The organism is Microbacterium arabinogalactanolyticum (genome assembly GCF_030268005.1).
Taxonomy (GTDB): Bacteria; Actinomycetota; Actinomycetes; order Actinomycetales; family Microbacteriaceae; genus Microbacterium; species Microbacterium arabinogalactanolyticum.
Map to the genome: position 1 here is coordinate 512,079 of NZ_BRZC01000007.1, position 15,365 is coordinate 527,443.

Annotated in this window: 18 protein-coding genes; 4 read left to right on the top strand and 14 right to left on the bottom strand. The window is 69.7% G+C overall.

What is annotated here, in order from left to right; genetic code table 11:
* Window positions 1-2: 2 nt before the first annotated feature.
* From MIAR_RS14015 to MIAR_RS14025, 3 genes are all read right to left on the bottom strand, one after another.
* Window positions 3-497, bottom strand: coding sequence for a hypothetical protein (locus tag MIAR_RS14015; RefSeq protein ID WP_285637188.1), 495 nt, complete (start codon window positions 495-497; stop codon window positions 3-5).
* 173 nt (window positions 498-670) lie between these two features.
* The gene (locus MIAR_RS14020; protein ID WP_285637191.1) at window positions 671-1,099 is read right to left on the bottom strand and encodes a hypothetical protein; all 429 of its coding nucleotides are present in this window, start codon (window positions 1,097-1,099) and stop codon (window positions 671-673) included.
* Complete coding sequence (locus MIAR_RS14025; protein WP_285637193.1) at window positions 1,092-1,550, bottom strand: hypothetical protein; 459 nt, start codon at window positions 1,548-1,550, stop codon at window positions 1,092-1,094. The genes MIAR_RS14020 and MIAR_RS14025 overlap by 8 nt, the downstream gene beginning before the upstream one ends.
* A 438-nt stretch (window positions 1,551-1,988) precedes the next feature.
* Between MIAR_RS14025 and MIAR_RS14030 the strand changes: the two genes are divergently transcribed.
* On the top strand, window positions 1,989-2,612 hold the full coding sequence (locus tag MIAR_RS14030; protein WP_285637196.1) for a GntR family transcriptional regulator: 624 nt from the start codon (window positions 1,989-1,991) through the stop codon (window positions 2,610-2,612).
* Between the two features lie 18 nt (window positions 2,613-2,630).
* Here MIAR_RS14030 and MIAR_RS14035 read toward each other — a convergent pair whose 3' ends face one another.
* The 5 genes from MIAR_RS14035 to MIAR_RS14055 all read right to left on the bottom strand — a co-directional run bounded on the left by MIAR_RS14035 (window position 2,631) and on the right by MIAR_RS14055 (window position 8,102).
* Window positions 2,631-3,617 (bottom strand): alpha/beta hydrolase, encoded by a 987-nt coding sequence (locus MIAR_RS14035; RefSeq protein ID WP_285637199.1) that lies wholly within the window; start codon window positions 3,615-3,617, stop codon window positions 2,631-2,633.
* A 59-nt stretch (window positions 3,618-3,676) separates the two neighbouring features.
* Window positions 3,677-5,056 (bottom strand): FAD-dependent oxidoreductase, encoded by a 1,380-nt coding sequence (locus MIAR_RS14040; RefSeq protein ID WP_285637202.1) that lies wholly within the window; start codon window positions 5,054-5,056, stop codon window positions 3,677-3,679.
* Window positions 5,057-5,070: 14 nt separating this feature from the next.
* Complete coding sequence (locus MIAR_RS14045; protein ID WP_285637205.1) at window positions 5,071-6,132, bottom strand: polyprenyl synthetase family protein; 1,062 nt, start codon at window positions 6,130-6,132, stop codon at window positions 5,071-5,073.
* 86 nt (window positions 6,133-6,218) lie between these two features.
* Entirely contained in the window at window positions 6,219-7,487 is a 1,269-nt protein-coding gene (locus MIAR_RS14050) for an isochorismate synthase (RefSeq protein WP_285637207.1), read from the bottom strand.
* A gap of 9 nt (window positions 7,488-7,496) precedes the next feature.
* Window positions 7,497-8,102 (bottom strand): DUF402 domain-containing protein, encoded by a 606-nt coding sequence (locus tag MIAR_RS14055; protein WP_285637210.1) that lies wholly within the window; start codon window positions 8,100-8,102, stop codon window positions 7,497-7,499.
* A 75-nt stretch (window positions 8,103-8,177) separates the two neighbouring features.
* On the opposite strand from MIAR_RS14055, the gene MIAR_RS14060 reads away from it, so the two are divergent.
* Complete coding sequence (locus MIAR_RS14060; RefSeq protein ID WP_285637213.1) at window positions 8,178-8,891, top strand: class I SAM-dependent methyltransferase; 714 nt, start codon at window positions 8,178-8,180, stop codon at window positions 8,889-8,891.
* 107 nt (window positions 8,892-8,998) lie between these two features.
* Here MIAR_RS14060 and MIAR_RS14065 read toward each other — a convergent pair whose 3' ends face one another.
* A complete protein-coding gene (locus MIAR_RS14065) occupies window positions 8,999-9,841 on the bottom strand; it encodes a PPK2 family polyphosphate kinase (protein ID WP_285637216.1) in 843 nt (280 codons plus the stop codon).
* Between the two features lie 116 nt (window positions 9,842-9,957).
* Between MIAR_RS14065 and MIAR_RS14070 the strand changes: the two genes are divergently transcribed.
* Window positions 9,958-11,523, top strand: coding sequence for a DNA recombination protein RmuC (locus MIAR_RS14070; protein ID WP_285637219.1), 1,566 nt, complete (start codon window positions 9,958-9,960; stop codon window positions 11,521-11,523).
* A 26-nt stretch (window positions 11,524-11,549) separates the two neighbouring features.
* Here MIAR_RS14070 and menD read toward each other — a convergent pair whose 3' ends face one another.
* Window positions 11,550-13,232 carry a 2-succinyl-5-enolpyruvyl-6-hydroxy-3-cyclohexene-1-carboxylic-acid synthase gene (gene menD, locus MIAR_RS14075; RefSeq protein WP_285637222.1) on the bottom strand — a complete coding sequence of 561 codons (1,683 nt, stop codon included), beginning with the start codon at window positions 13,230-13,232 and terminating at the stop codon, window positions 11,550-11,552.
* Entirely contained in the window at window positions 13,229-13,570 is a 342-nt protein-coding gene (locus tag MIAR_RS14080) for a PLD nuclease N-terminal domain-containing protein (protein WP_285637225.1), read from the bottom strand. Before MIAR_RS14080 ends, menD begins: the two co-directional genes overlap by 4 nt.
* A 93-nt stretch (window positions 13,571-13,663) precedes the next feature.
* Here MIAR_RS14080 and MIAR_RS14085 point away from each other — a divergent pair, with 93 nt between their 5' ends.
* A complete protein-coding gene (locus MIAR_RS14085; protein WP_285637228.1) occupies window positions 13,664-13,924 on the top strand; it encodes a DUF4229 domain-containing protein in 261 nt (86 codons plus the stop codon).
* Window positions 13,925-13,990: 66 nt separating this feature from the next.
* Here MIAR_RS14085 and MIAR_RS14090 read toward each other — a convergent pair whose 3' ends face one another.
* The 3 genes from MIAR_RS14090 to MIAR_RS14100 are packed head-to-tail and all read right to left on the bottom strand — an operon-like array spanning window position 13,991 to window position 15,299.
* Window positions 13,991-14,632, bottom strand: a complete 642-nt coding sequence (locus MIAR_RS14090) for a dihydrofolate reductase family protein (RefSeq protein WP_285637231.1) — start codon at window positions 14,630-14,632, stop codon at window positions 13,991-13,993.
* Between the two features lie 8 nt (window positions 14,633-14,640).
* A complete protein-coding gene (locus MIAR_RS14095; RefSeq protein WP_285637234.1) occupies window positions 14,641-14,934 on the bottom strand; it encodes a DUF4287 domain-containing protein in 294 nt (97 codons plus the stop codon).
* An 11-nt stretch (window positions 14,935-14,945) separates the two neighbouring features.
* On the bottom strand, window positions 14,946-15,299 hold the full coding sequence (locus MIAR_RS14100; protein WP_285637237.1) for a cupin domain-containing protein: 354 nt from the start codon (window positions 15,297-15,299) through the stop codon (window positions 14,946-14,948).
* Window positions 15,300-15,365: the final 66 nt, after the last annotated feature.

The following is a 15,365-nucleotide window of genomic DNA, read 5'->3' on the forward strand; positions in this document are numbered from 1 at the left end:
GTTCACCCCCCTCCAAGGTTGTGCGAGATGGCGATCGCCGCGAGCACCAGACTGATGCCCAGCAGACCGAGGCCCGCCGAAACCATCCGCATCCGGAGCGAGATCCACGCTTCTCGACGTTCGATCAACGACAAGTACTGGTCCACGAGGTACAGGCTTGCCTCCTTTGGCTCCCGCCGAGCGAGCACCTCAGCGCGAATCTTCTCCGGCTTCAGCTCCTCAATCGACTTCGGGAAGATCGTCGCGATCCCGAATCCTGCAGCAGCGATGTTCACCACCAGGGCCACGAGCACCTCGTACGACATTGGCGTCGCCACGAGCAGCCCCGCGAAGATCGCTGACGACGCGATCAGAACGCCCGAACGCGACTCCGCATTCGCTATTCGACGGTCCTGACTCGCAAGATGCCGTTCCAGCTCACTCAAGACCAGCTCAAACTGACGCTCCCGCCCATCCGGCGGAGAACCGCGATCACGGAGCCAGCTGAGCAACGACATTCCCACAGCATCCCAGAACACGGCCTTCCCTCCCAGCGAGGGCGACGTGTGTTCGAGCACCGGCGCGTAAGTAGACGCAGGGAAGGGGCGAGACCGATTGGTCTCGCCCCTTTCGCGTACCCGGAGGGGGTGGCCGGTTCCGATGGCACCCGGTCGGTCACGAGTGCGTTCAATCAGGCGAACGTAACCTCGCGCGCGTCTTGCAGCTTGGATGGCCTGTCGTCCCGCAAGATCGCCGGGACCATGACGCCATGCTCCTGGGTGGCCACGTAGTCAAGGAAGGTTCCAACATGCACGACACCCGAGGGCGCTTCAGAGATCATGTCTTCGGCGACGTCGGAGAACAATGCGCTCTCACCACGAACCGCACTGACCTGGCGCACCCTCGACTTTCCGCTGACGAAGATGTTCGCGTATCCCCCGACTGCGTGGACGCGATGCATCAGAGTTGCAAGGAGCTCAGTCTCCAGTGCGGCAATTACTGGCCGACGCCCATCGACGCCAACCACATTGAGCGAGATGTCACTCGTTGACAGATTCAACATCAGTTCGATACGAAACTTGTCGAGGTCAGTGAGTTGGAGCTCGGTTGCATCAGTCATCGCCGTTTCCCCTTTCGTTTCCGACTCTAGTTGCAAGTTTGATGATCTGGATGGTCGCCGTGCGGAACGCGGGTTGAACATCATCCACGGTGTCTATCCGTCTGATGTGGAACGGATCTGAATCCTTACTAGGACCAACCAGCAGGTGAGCATGCGCATGCCCATGGCAGATGTCTGCGCGGACCAGGTCGAGTGTGTCCCATCCTCCCTTGGCGAGACGCATTGCCGATGCAATCAAATGGAAGTCTACGAGCCTGTCATCCGTCCACGTCCTCTGCTCAACCTGGAACGTTGCATCGTCATCCAGTGGAAGGTAGAACACCTTCTCAGTGCAGGTTGAGCGCGAAGGTGGAACGTACGCGCCATGCACTTCGCCGGATCTCCGCGCTTCCTCCGAGTCACGTGCGACTCGGCGCTCGTCCTGCTTCGCCTGCTGAGTTCGTCGCACCATCAGCCCAGAATACGGGCCTGGCTGGCGCATCCGGCGAGCGACGCGAACACCCGCCAACGCTCCCATCATGTCCGCAGCCGCCGACATTGGAAACAGCGACCGCGATGGCGCATGGACAGGACGAAGTCCGCAGAAAGTCCGCCAGAAGCCCTGTGGAGCCTCGGGGCTAACTTCGCCACACTTCGGACGATCCCTGTCATTTCACGGCATCCCTCGATACGCACGGTTCCACACTGACCGAGATGCGTGACATCAACTACCGCTGACCCGCAGCCGCCGTCATACCGGCATCCTGCCCTCTCCTCAGATGCCCGCGCACCCGCTAGAGTGGGGCCCAGCGGGGCGTTAGGGGACGCTCCGCCCGGGGATTCGTGGGGAATCCCTGGGTCATTGGGGAATCTGGGGGTCATCGGGGTGTCCGTCGACGAAGAACAGCGGATGGGGTCCGCGAGCACGGCGAAGAAGCAGCTGCTGGCCGAGGGGGTGTTCCACCTGATCGGCGAACGCATCGTCACGGGCGAGCTCGCGCCCGGCGACCGCATCCGCGACGCCGATGTGGCGCAGGAGCTGGCCGTGTCGCGCACGCCCGTCCGGGAGGCGCTGCAGCGGCTCGAGCGCATCGGCCTGGTGACGATGTACCCCAGCCGGTACACCGAGATCAGCCGCCTCACGCCCGAGACGATCCGGATGTCGCACGACTTCGCCGGTCTGCAGGCCGGCGTCATCGTGCGGCTGTCCTGCCCGCGCCTGACGACCGCCGACCATGAGACGCTGTCGCCGATGATCGCGCGGATCGCGGCGAGTGTGGATGACCCCGCCGCCTGCTCGCAGGCTCGACGTGAGGTGATCGGCTACCTCGCCGCCCGGAGCGGCAACACGCTGCAGCAGTCACTGGTCGACGAGGCCTCCATGGCGCTGGCTCGCGCGCTGCGCGGGTTCGCGATCACCCCCGAGCACAAGCCGCGCCTTCTCGACGCCTGCGTCGAGCTGGACCGGGCGCTGCACGACGGCGATGCGGATGCCGCAGAGCAGGCCTGCCGCGTCATCTACGACGTGGCGTGATCCGGGGCATCCGGTCCGTCAGCGCGAGGCCACCCACCCGGTGACCCAGCGGTCCAGGCGGGCGTAGGCGTCCTCGCGCGCTTCGTGGCGCGACAGGAACACGTCGTGCAGTGCGCCGTCGATGCGCTCGACCGTCACCGACGGCCCGAGCTTCAGGGCGGCGCGGGCGATGTCGTCGACGACCAGCACGCTGTCGGCCCTCGTGAGCTCGTCCGACCAGCGCGTCGGCACCGCGGTGCGCGCCGACAGCAGCACGCAGACCGGGGCGTCGATGTGCAGGCCTGCGGAGACCGCCCGATGCCCCTGCAGGATCGCGTGCAGCCACGCGGCGTGCACGGTCATGGTCTGCTCGGGACGCCAGGCCAGATCCACCTCCATGGGATCGTCGGGGTCGGCCACCTCGTTCTGCGCACGCGTGTAGAAGCCCAGATCCACCTGCGGCGCGGCGTCCTTCGGCCACCATCTCGCCTGCAGCTCGACCATCGGCGCGATCGCGGTGCGCGCAGCGCCGAGCTGGAACTCCAGCCACGGCGAGTTGAGGATGACGGCGTCGACCGCGCGCGGATGGCGTGATGCCCACAGGCTGAGCGTCAGCCCGCCCGTGGAGTGCCCGAGCAGCACGAGCCGGCGCCCCTCGGCATCCCCTCGCGCCGCGAGCGCGGCCTCGATGTCGGCGTCGTATTCGGCGAGGTCCGTGATGAACCCCGGCGTCTGCCCGGGACGCAGGCTGCGCCCGTACTTGCGCAGGTCGAGGGCGAAGAACCGCGCACCGCGCGAGGTCCAGAACCGGGCCAGGCGCTTCTGGAAGAAGTAGTCCGACCACCCGTGCACGTACAGCACGTCGACGTCCGCCAGCGGACGCCGGTCGCGGACGTGCCACCACGGCCGCGGCTCGGGCAGGGCGCGGACGACCGTCGCGACCACGTCGCCCTCGGCATCCGGCTCCAGCGGCAGCGTCAGCTGCTGGAACTCGTCGCCGAGGACATCCGGAACCCACTCGCCCATGAGGTCAACCTATCGGTCGGCCGGACGGCGCTTCGAACCCACGGCTCCGAGGGGTCCGCTCACTCCCCGCGCGAGACGCGGACCATCTCGTCGCGCGGCACGAGCTTGACGCGCTCGCGCGTGCTCTCGTGGGCCTCGCCCAGGGCGATCTCGTGCGCGTCCAGGCGGTGCCAGCCCTCCAGGTCGGTCCACTGGACGCCGCGCTCGGCGAGCAGCGCCGGGATCGCCTCGTCGGACGGGTCCTCCGGGTGCCACCACGAGCCCTGGTCGTTGATCAGGTGCTGCACGGTCTCCATGGCATCCGACTTGGTGTGGCCGATCAGGCCCACCGGACCGCGCTTGATCCAGCCGGTCGTGTAGATGCCGGGCACCCGCTGGTTCGACTTGGTCTCCAGCACCTGGCCCTCGCGGTTCGGGATGACGCCGTGCTTCTTGTCGAACGGCACACCCGCCAGTGGCGAGCCGAAGTAGCCGATCGCGCGGTACAGCCCCTGCATGGGGACCTCGCGGAGCTCGCCGGTGCCGACCGCGCCGCCGGCGCCGTCGGACTCGGTGCGCTCGTAGACGAGGGCCGCGACGCGGCCGTTCTCGTCCTTCTTCACCTCGACCGGGCGCGCCCAGAAGTGCAGGTGCAGACGGCGGGATGCCGTGCCCCCCGCGTTGTTCACGGAGTCGAGCTTGCGCCAGGACTGCATGATCCGGTCCATGACCATGACCTGCTTGTTACTGGCGACGGCCTGCTGGGAGGCCTCGTCGTACTGGAAGTCCTCGTCGTACACGACCATGTCGACGTCGCGCAGCTCGCCGAGCTCGCGCAGCTCGAGCGGGGTGAACTTCACCTGTGCCGGACCGCGCCGGCCGAACACGTGCACGTCGGTGATCCGGCTGGCCTTCAGCCCCTGGTAGACGTTGTCGGGGATCTCGGTCACGAGCAGGTCATCGGCGTGCTTGGCGAGCATGCGCGCCACGTCCAGCGCGACGTTGCCGTTGCCGATGACGCCGACCGACTCGGCATCCAGTGTCCACTCCGGCGAGACGTCCGGATGCCCGTCGAACCAGCTCACGTACTCGGCCGCGCCGAAGGAGTGGGCCGCGTCGATGCCGGGGATGTCCAGGGCCGAGTCGCGGACTGCGCCGGTCGCGAAGATCACCGCGTTGTAGTGGCGCTTGAGATCCTCGAGCGTGATGTCGGTGCCGAAGTGGACGTTGCCGAACAGGCGCATGTCGCCGTGGTCGATCACGTTGCGCAGCGCGTTGATGATGCCCTTGATGCGCGGGTGATCGGGCGCGACGCCGTAGCGGACCAGGCCGTACGGCGCCGGGAGCTGCTCGAACAGATCGATGGAGACGTCGAACTTGCGCTCCGCCTTGAGCAGGATGTCAGCGGCGTAGATCCCCGCCGGTCCCGCCCCGACGATGGCCAGTTTGAGCTTCGTCAATGGGGTTCCTTCCGTCAGCTGCTGCGGTCTGCCAGAGACTCCGCGAACCGGGTCAGCGACTCGCGCACGGTGCCCTTGGGCAGCGGTGCGAGCGCGGCGACGGCATCGGCCGTCCAGGTGCGGGCGAGCTCCATGGTGCGCCGGGTGGCGTCATGATCGCGCAGTTCTGCGAGCGGCCCGTCGAGGACGGCGGGATCCGCCCCCTCGGCGATGCGCGCGACGCCCTCGTCGATGCGCGCGGCCAGGTCGATGTCGGCGGGCGCCGTGCCGGTCTTCAGCAGCAGCGAAGGCATCGTGGGGACGCCCGCCCGCAGGTCGGTGCCGGGAACCTTGCCGGTCTCCTCGGCATCCGCGGAGAGGTCGATCACGTCATCGAGCAGCTGGAAGGCGACGCCGACCTTCTCGCCGTAGACGCGCAGCGGCTCCTCGAACTCGGTGGGGGCGCCGGAGAAGATCACGCCGCCCTGCGTGGCCGCGGCGATCAGCGAGCCCGTCTTGTCGGCGAGCACCTGGATATAGAACTCGATGGGGTCGTCGCCCGGCTGCGCGCCCACGGTCTCGTGCATCTGACCGAGCACGAGGCGCTCGAAGGTGTCCGCCTGCAGGCGCATCGCCCGCTCGCCGTGCCGCGACATGATCTGGCTGGCGCGCGAGAAGAGGATGTCGCCGGTGAGGATCGCGACGTTGTTGCCCCACACGCCGTGCGCGGCCGGGACGCCGCGTCGGGTGTCGGCGCCGTCCATGACGTCGTCGTGGTACAGCGAGCCCAGGTGGGTGAGTTCCAGCGCCTTGGCGATGTCGATCACGGCCGCGCTGTTGCCGTCGCCGAGCTGAGCTGTCAGCAGCGTGAGCACGGGGCGGATGCGCTTGCCGCCGGCCTCGTAGAGGTAGCGCGCCACGGCGTCCGCGACGGGGTCCGCCATCCTCAGCTCGTCGGCCAGCCCCGCCTCGACCAGGTCGAGCCCCTCCTCGATGCGCGTGGCGATGCGTCGCGCGGCGGGACCGAGGAAGACGCGGTCGCTGAAGCCGAGTCGGCTCGCCAGTCGCGTGCCCGGGGAAGCGGGGCTCGAAGTCACGTGTTCCAGCCTACCTGCGCGCACGGGCGCGCATGTCCGCCCGGTGGCTGACGAGTCGCAGACGACTTCTCCGGCCCCGCGATCAATCAGGCCAGGGCGTCCACGAGCGGACGGAACTTGACGCGGGTCTCCAGCAGCTCCGCCTCGGGGTCGCTCCCCGCCACGATGCCGGCGCCGGCGTAGGCCGTCACGGCGCGAGCGCAGGATTCGTGCTCGGGGGCGTCAGCGAACTGGGCGCAGCGCAGGGCGATCGCCCACTCGCCGTCGCCCGAGGCGTCTATCCAGCCGACCGGCCCCGCATAGCGCCCGCGATCGAAGGGCTCCAGGCGGCGGATCGCCTCGACCGCGGCATCCGTCGGAGTCCCCGCGACGGCCGCGGTGGGATGTATGACGCCGACGAGGTCGAGTGCCGAGGCGCCGTCGCCGAGCTCACCGCTCACGTCGGTGGCGAGGTGGAAGAGATTCGGCAGCTCGAGCACGAACGGGGCGTCGCTCGCCGTGAGGGTGCGGGTGTGCGGACGCAGCGTGGCCAGCACGCTCTGCACGGCGAAGCTGTGCTCGGCGAGGTTCTTCGCACTGGTCGCGAGATCGGCGGATGCGACGGAATCGGCTTTCGGGTCGGCGCCGCGCGCCGTGGTCCCGGCGAGCACGCGCGCGGTGACCGTACGGGCGTGCGTCGTGACGAGCGTCTCGGGGCTCGCGCCGATCAGGCCGTCCACCGCGAAGGTCCAGGTGTCCGGGTAGTCGGTCGACAGGGCGCGCACCAGACGGCGAAGGTCGGCGTCGCCCGGCACCGTACCGGCGAGATCACGGGCCAGCACGACCTTGCTGTACGAGCCGTCCGCGATCTCGTCGAGCGCCCTGCGCACGGCATCCTGGTAGCTCTGCGGCGTCTGCGCACCGGGGCCGACGCGCCCTGCCCAGTGCGGCGCGAAGCTCTGCGGCTCCGGCACCTCGGAGAAGCCGGGCTCGTCGGAGGCGCGAATGAGGGTGATCCAGCTTCGGCCGTCTCGGCGGCCGATCACGGCCCTCGGCACGACGAGCACGCTCGCGGCCGACGAGTCCTCGTCGAAGGTCAGCGCGCCGAATGCGACCAGTCCGGTGCCGGGAAGTCGCACGGGGTCGTCGATCTCGGCATCCTGCACCAGCTGCCGCCAGGCGTCCGCGATGATCGCGGCGCGGGGCCTGTCCTGCCCGGCCGGGACGCGGACGGTCGCGGCGATCCCGTCGCCTGCGGCCACGATCCCCTCGCCGCGGCGCAGCCATGCGACGGGTCCGGCGGCGGAGGTGTGTGCCAGCAGATCGTCGACGGGTGGGATCTCGCGGGTCTGCGCGACCAGGCGGGTGCTGCTCACCCGTCCAGCCTACTTCTCGGGCCGGCGCTCCATGCCCAGCGCCTCCAGGCGGTCGAGCCACGGGTCGGCGGTGGCGTCGTCGAAGGGGGCGACCTGCGCGCGCACCTTCTGCTCCAGATCCAGCGCGAGCGCCTCCAGGTGCGCGATCACGTCGGCCGGGTACCCGTACTGCACCAGGTGCTCCGCCCACTCGTCGCGGTCATCGACCCAGGTGCCGCGCTCCCCCTCGACGCGCACGACGTCGAGGTCCATGTCTATCCCGTGCGCGAGCGCGGGCATGCCGGGGGCGCCGTCCTCGGCATCCGCCGTCCAGCGCAGATCCCATGCGAGGTCGATGTAGATGCGCATGCCCTTCGGATGCCCGCGGTTGATCGTGAGCGCGAGGTCGGCGGCGCCGCGATCCGGGTCCGGATGCGGGATGAGCGTGATGTTCGGAGCGGATGCCGTGAACTCGCGCCCGGGACGGCTGCTGCGCCATCCCTGCGGCTGCCCCACCCAGTCGCCCCACCGATCCGAGCCCAGGTAGACCTGCTCGTTGGTCCAGTGCGGCGAGCCGTCCCACTTGCGCCACTGGACGATCATCGGGGTGCCGGGCTCAGGACGTTTCGCGCTCACCCGCCGAGTCTATGCCTGGGGTTCTCATGCGCCGGCGGCGAAGCGCACGGCATCCGCCCGCTTTAGGATCGAAGCATGGAGCCGAACCGCGCCGACCTCGGCAAAGACCCCTCGCACGTCAGCGGCATGTTCGACCAGGTCGCCGCCGGGTACGACCGCACGAACACCGTGATGACGTTCGGCAACGACGCCTTCTGGCGCGCGGCGACCACGCGCGCCGTCGCGCCGAAGCGCGGCGAGCGCATCCTGGATCTCGGCGCGGGGACCGCATCCTCGTCGGCCTCCCTCGCCGGCAGCGGCGCGCAGGTCGTCGCCGCGGACTTCTCCCCCGGGATGCTGGCGGAGGGTCGCCGTCGGCACGGACACCTGCCCAACCTGAGCTTCGTCGAAGCGGATGCCACGAACCTCCCCTTCAAGGACCGCGAGTTCGATGCCGTCACGATGTCCTACAGCCTGCGCAACGTGCAGGAGCCGAAGAAGGCGCTGGCCGAGCTGTTCCGGGTGACGAAGCCGGGCGGGCGCATCGTGATCAACGAGTTCTCCACGCCTCCGGGCAAGCTGTTCCGAGGGCTGTACCGCTTCTACAACGCGCAGGTGCTGCCGAAGGTCGCCCGCCTCGCCGGCACCAACGGCGATGCCTACGACTACCTCAACGAGTCGATCCGCGATTGGCCGGACCAGCGCACGCTGGCGGGCTGGATCCGCGAGGCCGGCTGGACGGACGTCGAGTACCGCAACCTGTCGTTCGGGATCGTCGCCCTGCACCGCGGACGCAAGCCGCTGGCCTGAGCTCCGGCCACAACTCCGGAGATCTGTGCGCGTCGAGTCCGAATCGGCCGACTCGGGCAGCTCCGACAGATGTTTCTCCGGAGTTATGGCGCACTCGCTGAACTGACTCAGCTGGCCTCGAGGCGCATCTTCTCGGCCTCCACGTCGAAGTCGGCGGCGGGCCACTGCGGGTCGATGTCCTCGAGGGCGGCGATCAGCAGCTCCTGCACGGCGAGGCGCGCGTACCACTTGTGGTTCGCCGGGATCACGTGCCAGGGCGCCTCGGCTGACGAGGTGCGCTCGAACGCGGTCTGATACGCCGCCATGTAGTCGCCCCAGCGCAGACGCTCGTCGACGTCGCCGGGGTTGTACTTCCAGTGCTTGTCCGGGCGGTCCAGGCGCTCCATCAGGCGCGCCTTCTGCTCGTCCGGCGAGATGTGCAGCATGACCTTGACGATGCGGATGCCGGATGCCGCGACGCGGCGCTCGAAGTCGGCGATGGCGCCGTACCGGCGCTCGATCTCCTCCTCGGATCCCAGCCTGCGCACCCGGCCGATCAGCACGTCCTCGTAGTGCGAGCGGTCGAAGACGCCGATGAAGCCGGGCTGGGGCAGGCGGCTCTCGACCCGCCACAGGAAGTCGTGCGCGAGTTCCTCGTCTGTCGGTGCCTTGAAAGCCACCAGCTCGATGCCCTGCGGGTCGACTCCGCCGACCACGTGCCGCACGATGCCGCCCTTCCCCGCGGTGTCCATCGCCTGCAGCACGAGCAGCACGGCATCCGTGGCGATGCCGGCGCGCGATTCCGCGAACAGGCGCTCCTGCAGCTCGCCCAGCACCTCGCGGCGAGCGGCGAGCTCCTTCGCGCCCTGCTTCTTGCCGCCGTCGAAGCCAGGAGTGCTGCCGGCATCGACATCCTCCAGCCGGAAGCCCTCTCCGACCTGCAGTGCCGTGGCCCATGTCGTCTTCGTCATGCCTGCCATTGTGCCGGGTGCACGGCCGGGTGCGCCGCAGTGCCGCGAGACGAAGTACGCCGCGCTGAGCAAGCGGAGCGAGACGAAGTGTCGGTGGCCCCGTGCACAATCGGACCATGGACACCTCGCTTCTCGTGATCGTCGTCGCCGTGATCGCCGCCGCCCTCGCCGGCGGACTCGGCTTCGTGCTCGGCACACAGCGCGGGCGCGCCACGGATGCCGCCGGTCAGGCCGCGGCGAGTGCCGCGCAGCTGCGCGTCGAGGCGCTGGAGCGGGATGCCGCCGCGCTGCGCGCGGAGATCGCCGGTCGCGTGCAGGAGGAGCGCGCTCTCGGCGAGCAGCGGCTGGCGGAGGCACGCCGGCAGGGCGAGGCTGCTGTCGCGGATGCCAGGGCGCAGGCGCAGGCACGCCTGGAGCACGAGCGTTCGGAGCACGTGCGGCGGCTCGCCGAGGTACGGGATGAGGCGGAGGCCGATCTCGCCGACGAGCGCCGCCGCGCCGCCGAGCGCCTGGAGGAGCTGAAGGCCGATCAGAAGCGACTCTCCGACGAGTTCGACGCCCTGAGCCGGCGGGCGCTGGAGGCCAACTCCAAGGCGTTCCTGGAGCAGGCCGAGGAGCGGCTGAAGCGCAGCCAGAGCGAAGGGGCTGCCGAGCTGCAGAAGCGGCAGGACGCCGTGCAGCAGCTCATCGAGCCGATCCAGAAGACGCTCGACACGGTGAAGACCGAGATGACCACCGCCGAGAAGGCACGGTTGGAGGCGCACGCTGCGCTCAGCGAGCAGGTGCAGTTCATGCGGCAGTCCTCCGAGACGCTGGGCGCCGAGACCCGCAACCTCGTGAACGCGCTGCGGGCGCCGCAGGTGCGCGGCCGCTGGGGCGAGCTGCAGCTGCGCCGTGTGGTCGAGGCCTCGGGCATGGTCAACCACGTCGATTTCGACGAGCAGCTGCACCACAGCACCGACGAGGGTGCGCTGCGCCCCGACATGGTGGTGCACCTCGCCGGTGACAAGCGGGTCGTGGTCGACTCGAAGGTCGCGTTCAACGGCTATCTCGAGGCCATGGAGGCCACGGACGACGCCGTGCGCGCCCAGCGCCTCGCGGCGCACGCCCGGCATCTGAAGAAGCACATCGACGACCTGGGCACCAAGGAGTACTGGGACGTGGTGGCCGGCTCTCCCGAGTTCGTGGTGATGTTCGTGCCCGCCGAGCCGTTCCTGGCCGCGGCGCTCGACCAGGACGCCACCCTGTACGAGTACGCGTTCGAGCGGAACGTCGTGATCGCGACTCCCTCCACCCTGATCGCGCTGCTGCGTACGGTCGGGCACGCCTGGCGGCAGGATCAGCTCGCGCAGGAGGCGCAGCAGATCTTCACCGTCGGCAAGGAGCTGCACAAGCGCCTCGGCACGCTCGGCCAGCACCTCGCGAAGCTGGGCAAGAGCCTGAACAGCACTGTCGACGCCTACAACCGGTTCGCGGGCTCTCTGGATCGCAACGTGGTCACGCAGGCGCGCCGATTCAGCGCGCTGCAGGGGCTGGACGAGGTGCTGTCCGACACCTCACCGGTCGAGGCCCTCGCGATCGCTCCGTCCAAGGCCGATCTGTACGAGCTCGAGGCGCCCTCGGCGGATGAGGAGCGGTACGCCAGCGCGGACGTCGGCGAGATCGCACAGCGGCTCGAGTAGACCGCGGCCGGTCGGAGCGGCATCGTTCAGCGCTCCAGCGGGACCTCGATGATCTGCGGACCCGCCACCGGCGAGGTCAGCGCCTGGTCCAGCGCGGAGCGCGTGGTCACCTGCGCGAAATCCCACCCGTAGGCGGCGGCCAGTTCGCGCAGGCTCGCGCCATGCGGCGTGTAGAAGGCACGATCCAGGTCCTCGACGGGAGCGGATGCCGCCACCTCGAGCCCGTCGAAGATCGTGCCGCCGCCGTCGTTGCCGACGATCACCTGGATGCGCGGCCGCGGCTCATCCGCCGGCAGCAGCAGCGCCCCGACGTCATGCAGGAAGGCCAGATCGCCGAGGAGCACGCGCGTCACGCCGACCGCGCCGGCAGCCTGGCTCGCCAGCGCGATGCCGAGCGCCGTGGCGATCGTGCCGTCGATCCCCGCCAGCCCGCGATTGGCGTGCACGGGCACCTTCTTGCCGCCGAGCACCTGATCGGCCACGCGCACCAGTCGCGAGGATCCGAACACGAGACGGTCATGCGGCCAGGTGGCGCGCCACACGGCGTCCGCGAGGATCCCCCGGTCCACGCGGCGCCGCACCGCATCCAGCTCGGCCCGCACCGCGCTCAGCCGGGTGGCCTTGTCCTCGGACGACAGCCCGTCCTGGTCCGGCGCCGGGGCACTCAGATCGATCGCCCTGCCTGCCGAGGCGTTCATCCACGCGCCCAGCCACTGCCGGTCGGCTGTTCCGTCGGCCACCGACACGGCGTCCACCGAAGTCGTGCGTCCGTTGAGATCCAGCTCCTCGCCGCCGCCGCGCACCGCGACGACATCCAGGTCGGCGCGGGCGAGGAGGGCCGCGACCTCTCGGCTGAGGGTCGGATGCCCGAAGACGACGGCGCGCTCGACCCGGCCGCCGAGTGCCTCGTCCCGCAGCAGCTCGCGGTAGCCGTGCACGATGAGCCGGCCGAAGCGCGCGCCGCTGACGATCTCCGCGATCAGCGGCCAGCCGCCGCGATGCGACAGCTCCTCGGCCCCCGCGCCGGCATCCGCTCCGGCGATCACGATCGTGCGCGGGCCGCGCTCCAGGACCAGCGGGTCCGCGGCCGCACGGGCAGGCGCGGGACCCGGCACCGCTTCGGCGGTACCCGCTGCGGACAGGGGTTCGCGCGCGGGAAGGTTGAGATGCACCGGGCCGCCGACTCCGGCGACTCCGTCGCCGAGCAGACCCAGGGAGGCCTCCACAGCCGCGCGGGCGAGGCCGGTCCAGCCGTCCTCCGGCGCGGACGGCGGCACCGGGGCATCCGTCGCCATCCGCACGAACGGCCCGAACAGACCCTGCTGCACGGTGGCCTGGTTCGCGCCGATGCCGCGCAGCTCCGGCGGGCGGTCGGCGGTCAGCAGCAGCAGCGGGATGCCGGAGTGGAAGGCCTCCATCGTGGCGGGCAGCAGATTGCCCGCCGCCGTGCCCGATGTGCAGACGATCGCCACCGGGAGTCCGGTCTCGCGCGCGATGCCGAGGGCAGTGAACCCCGCGACGCGCTCATCGATGCGCACGTGCACCTGCAGGTGGCCCGTGCGCGACAGATCCATGGCTGCCAGCGCGAGCGCCTGCGACCGCGAGCCCGGCGCGAGCACGAGGTCGCGCACGCCGCTCCCGATCAGTCCGGCGAGCAGTTCGGCGGAGGCTTCCGAAGCGGGCGAGGCGGAGGGGACGGGCCCCGTCACGAGCGCGGGTCCGCGCCGTCGGGGTCGTCGTCCAGGCGCGCCAGTTCGGCCTCGAGCTCGCGGATGCGGGCATCCTGCTCGGCGTCGTGCATGCGTCGCAGCACCCGCGGATCATCGTCCGGCGGCACCACGTAGGCCGTGTTCACCTCGTCGGCGCGGAGCCGGCCGAGTGCGAACCAGAGGATACCGCCGATCACCGGCAGCAGCAGCACGATGAGCACCCAGGCGGTCTTCGAGACGCCACGGTGCCGCGTCGCCGGCTGCACGCTGCAGTCGACGATGCTGAACACCCAGAACACCACGGCGAGGAAACCGCCGATGATCAGGAAACGCGCCATGCTTCCAGTGTAGGTCGCCGGGTCCGGACGGGCCCCGGGACCTCATCGCCGCCGCACAGCGCACGCCTAGCGCGCGCTTCTAGACTCTCCTCTGTGAAGAAGTTGCCACCCCTCCTCGTCTACTCCGTGCTGCGGCTGCTGGCGTTCCTCGTGCCGCTCGCGATCATGTGGTTCTTCTTCCCGATCTTCCAGGAGTTCTGGTGGCTGGCGGCCCTGTTCGCCGCGCTGATCGGCATGAGCATCTCCCTGCTGTTCCTGCGCGCGCCGCTGTCCGACGCGTCGCGCGACATCTACGCCCGCCGCAACCGCACGGACACCGATGCGGATGCCGAGGATCGCGCGACCGACGAATGAGCCGCACGCGGTGAGATGCGGAAGGAGCGGATGCCGATCGGCATCCGCTCCTTCCGCGTCAGCGCCTCAGCGCCGGAAGGTCACGTGCGTCGTGCCGCTCTCCGCCACCTCGCTGACGACCTGGTAACCCTGCTCGAGGCCGCGCAGGTCGTCCCACAGCCGCTCGCCGCGGCCGAGCAGGATCGGCGCGATCGCGACATGCAGCCGATCGACGAGGTTCGCGCGCAGGAACTGGCGCACGACGTCGACGCCTCCGCCGACGCGCACATCGCCTCCCGCGGCGGCCCCGGTCGCCCGCGCCAGGGCGTCCCCCGGGGTCGTGTCGATGAAGTGGAACTCGGTGCCGTTCGCGAACTCGATCGACGGCCTCGCGGTGTGCGTGAGCACGAACACCGGCACCTGGAAGGGCGGCTCCTCGCCCCACCAGCCCTGCCAGTCGGGGTCGTCGCCGAACAGGTGCAGCCCGAACATGCCCGCGCCCATGATCTCGGCGCCGGTCCCCTCGAAGTAGGCGCTCGCGTACTTCTCGTCCACATCCGTCGTGCCCTCGCCGGAGGTGTCGCCCAGCACCCGCTCGCGGAAGGTGCGCGTGGAGACGTACGCGGCGGTCAGCCGCCCCCAGTCCTCCCCCATCGGGTTCTCCGGGGTCTGGTCGACGGTGGTCGCGAACCCGTCGAGCGAGATGTTCAGGTCTACTCGTACTGCCATGGTCTCTCCTAGCCGTTCGCGGGATTCGTGGCCTTGCCGTCCAGCCACAGCACGTCCGAGGCGTCACCGTGCGATCCGGTGCTCCCGACGTGCTTGTCGCTGATCTGAGGCCCCTTGGTGATCACGTGCACGAGCGCCATTCCGTAGCCGCGCGACAGATCGTAGTCGGATTTCAGCCACTCCAGGATGGGTGTGGCCTTGGTGGTGGAGTCGAAGCCGCGCTGCGTCGCCAGTTCGATGAACTGGCGCGGGGTGAGGCCCGTCTTCGTCTCGATGTTGTCGAGGTACGCCTGAAAGGACATGTCCGCTCTCCTCAGAGGTCTGTCTGGATGATGACGGCGGAGGCGTGGATGCCGATCAGGCGCATCGTCCCGGTGCCGGTGTTGGTGAACTTGTGCGGCACGAACGCCGGACCGGTGACGGTGTCACCCGCACTGGCGACGATCTGCTCATCCCCCACCTGGAAGGTCGCGTCCCCCTCGAGCACGACCCAGGTCTCAGGATACGGATGCCAGTGCAGCCCCGACCCCTTCCCCGGCTGGTTGTCGACGTAGAAGTACGACACCGCGGCCCCGTGGTCACGGCCCTCGAAGCGGCGACCGGGACCGGCCCCGAGCGGTATCTGGGCTGGTGCGACGAGCGTCGGCTCGGCGAGTGTGTCGATCATGATCTGCTCCCTGTCGTGTGCATGCCTCACTCTTCCGCCGCGTGCGACGCGGCCCTAGAGTTTCGA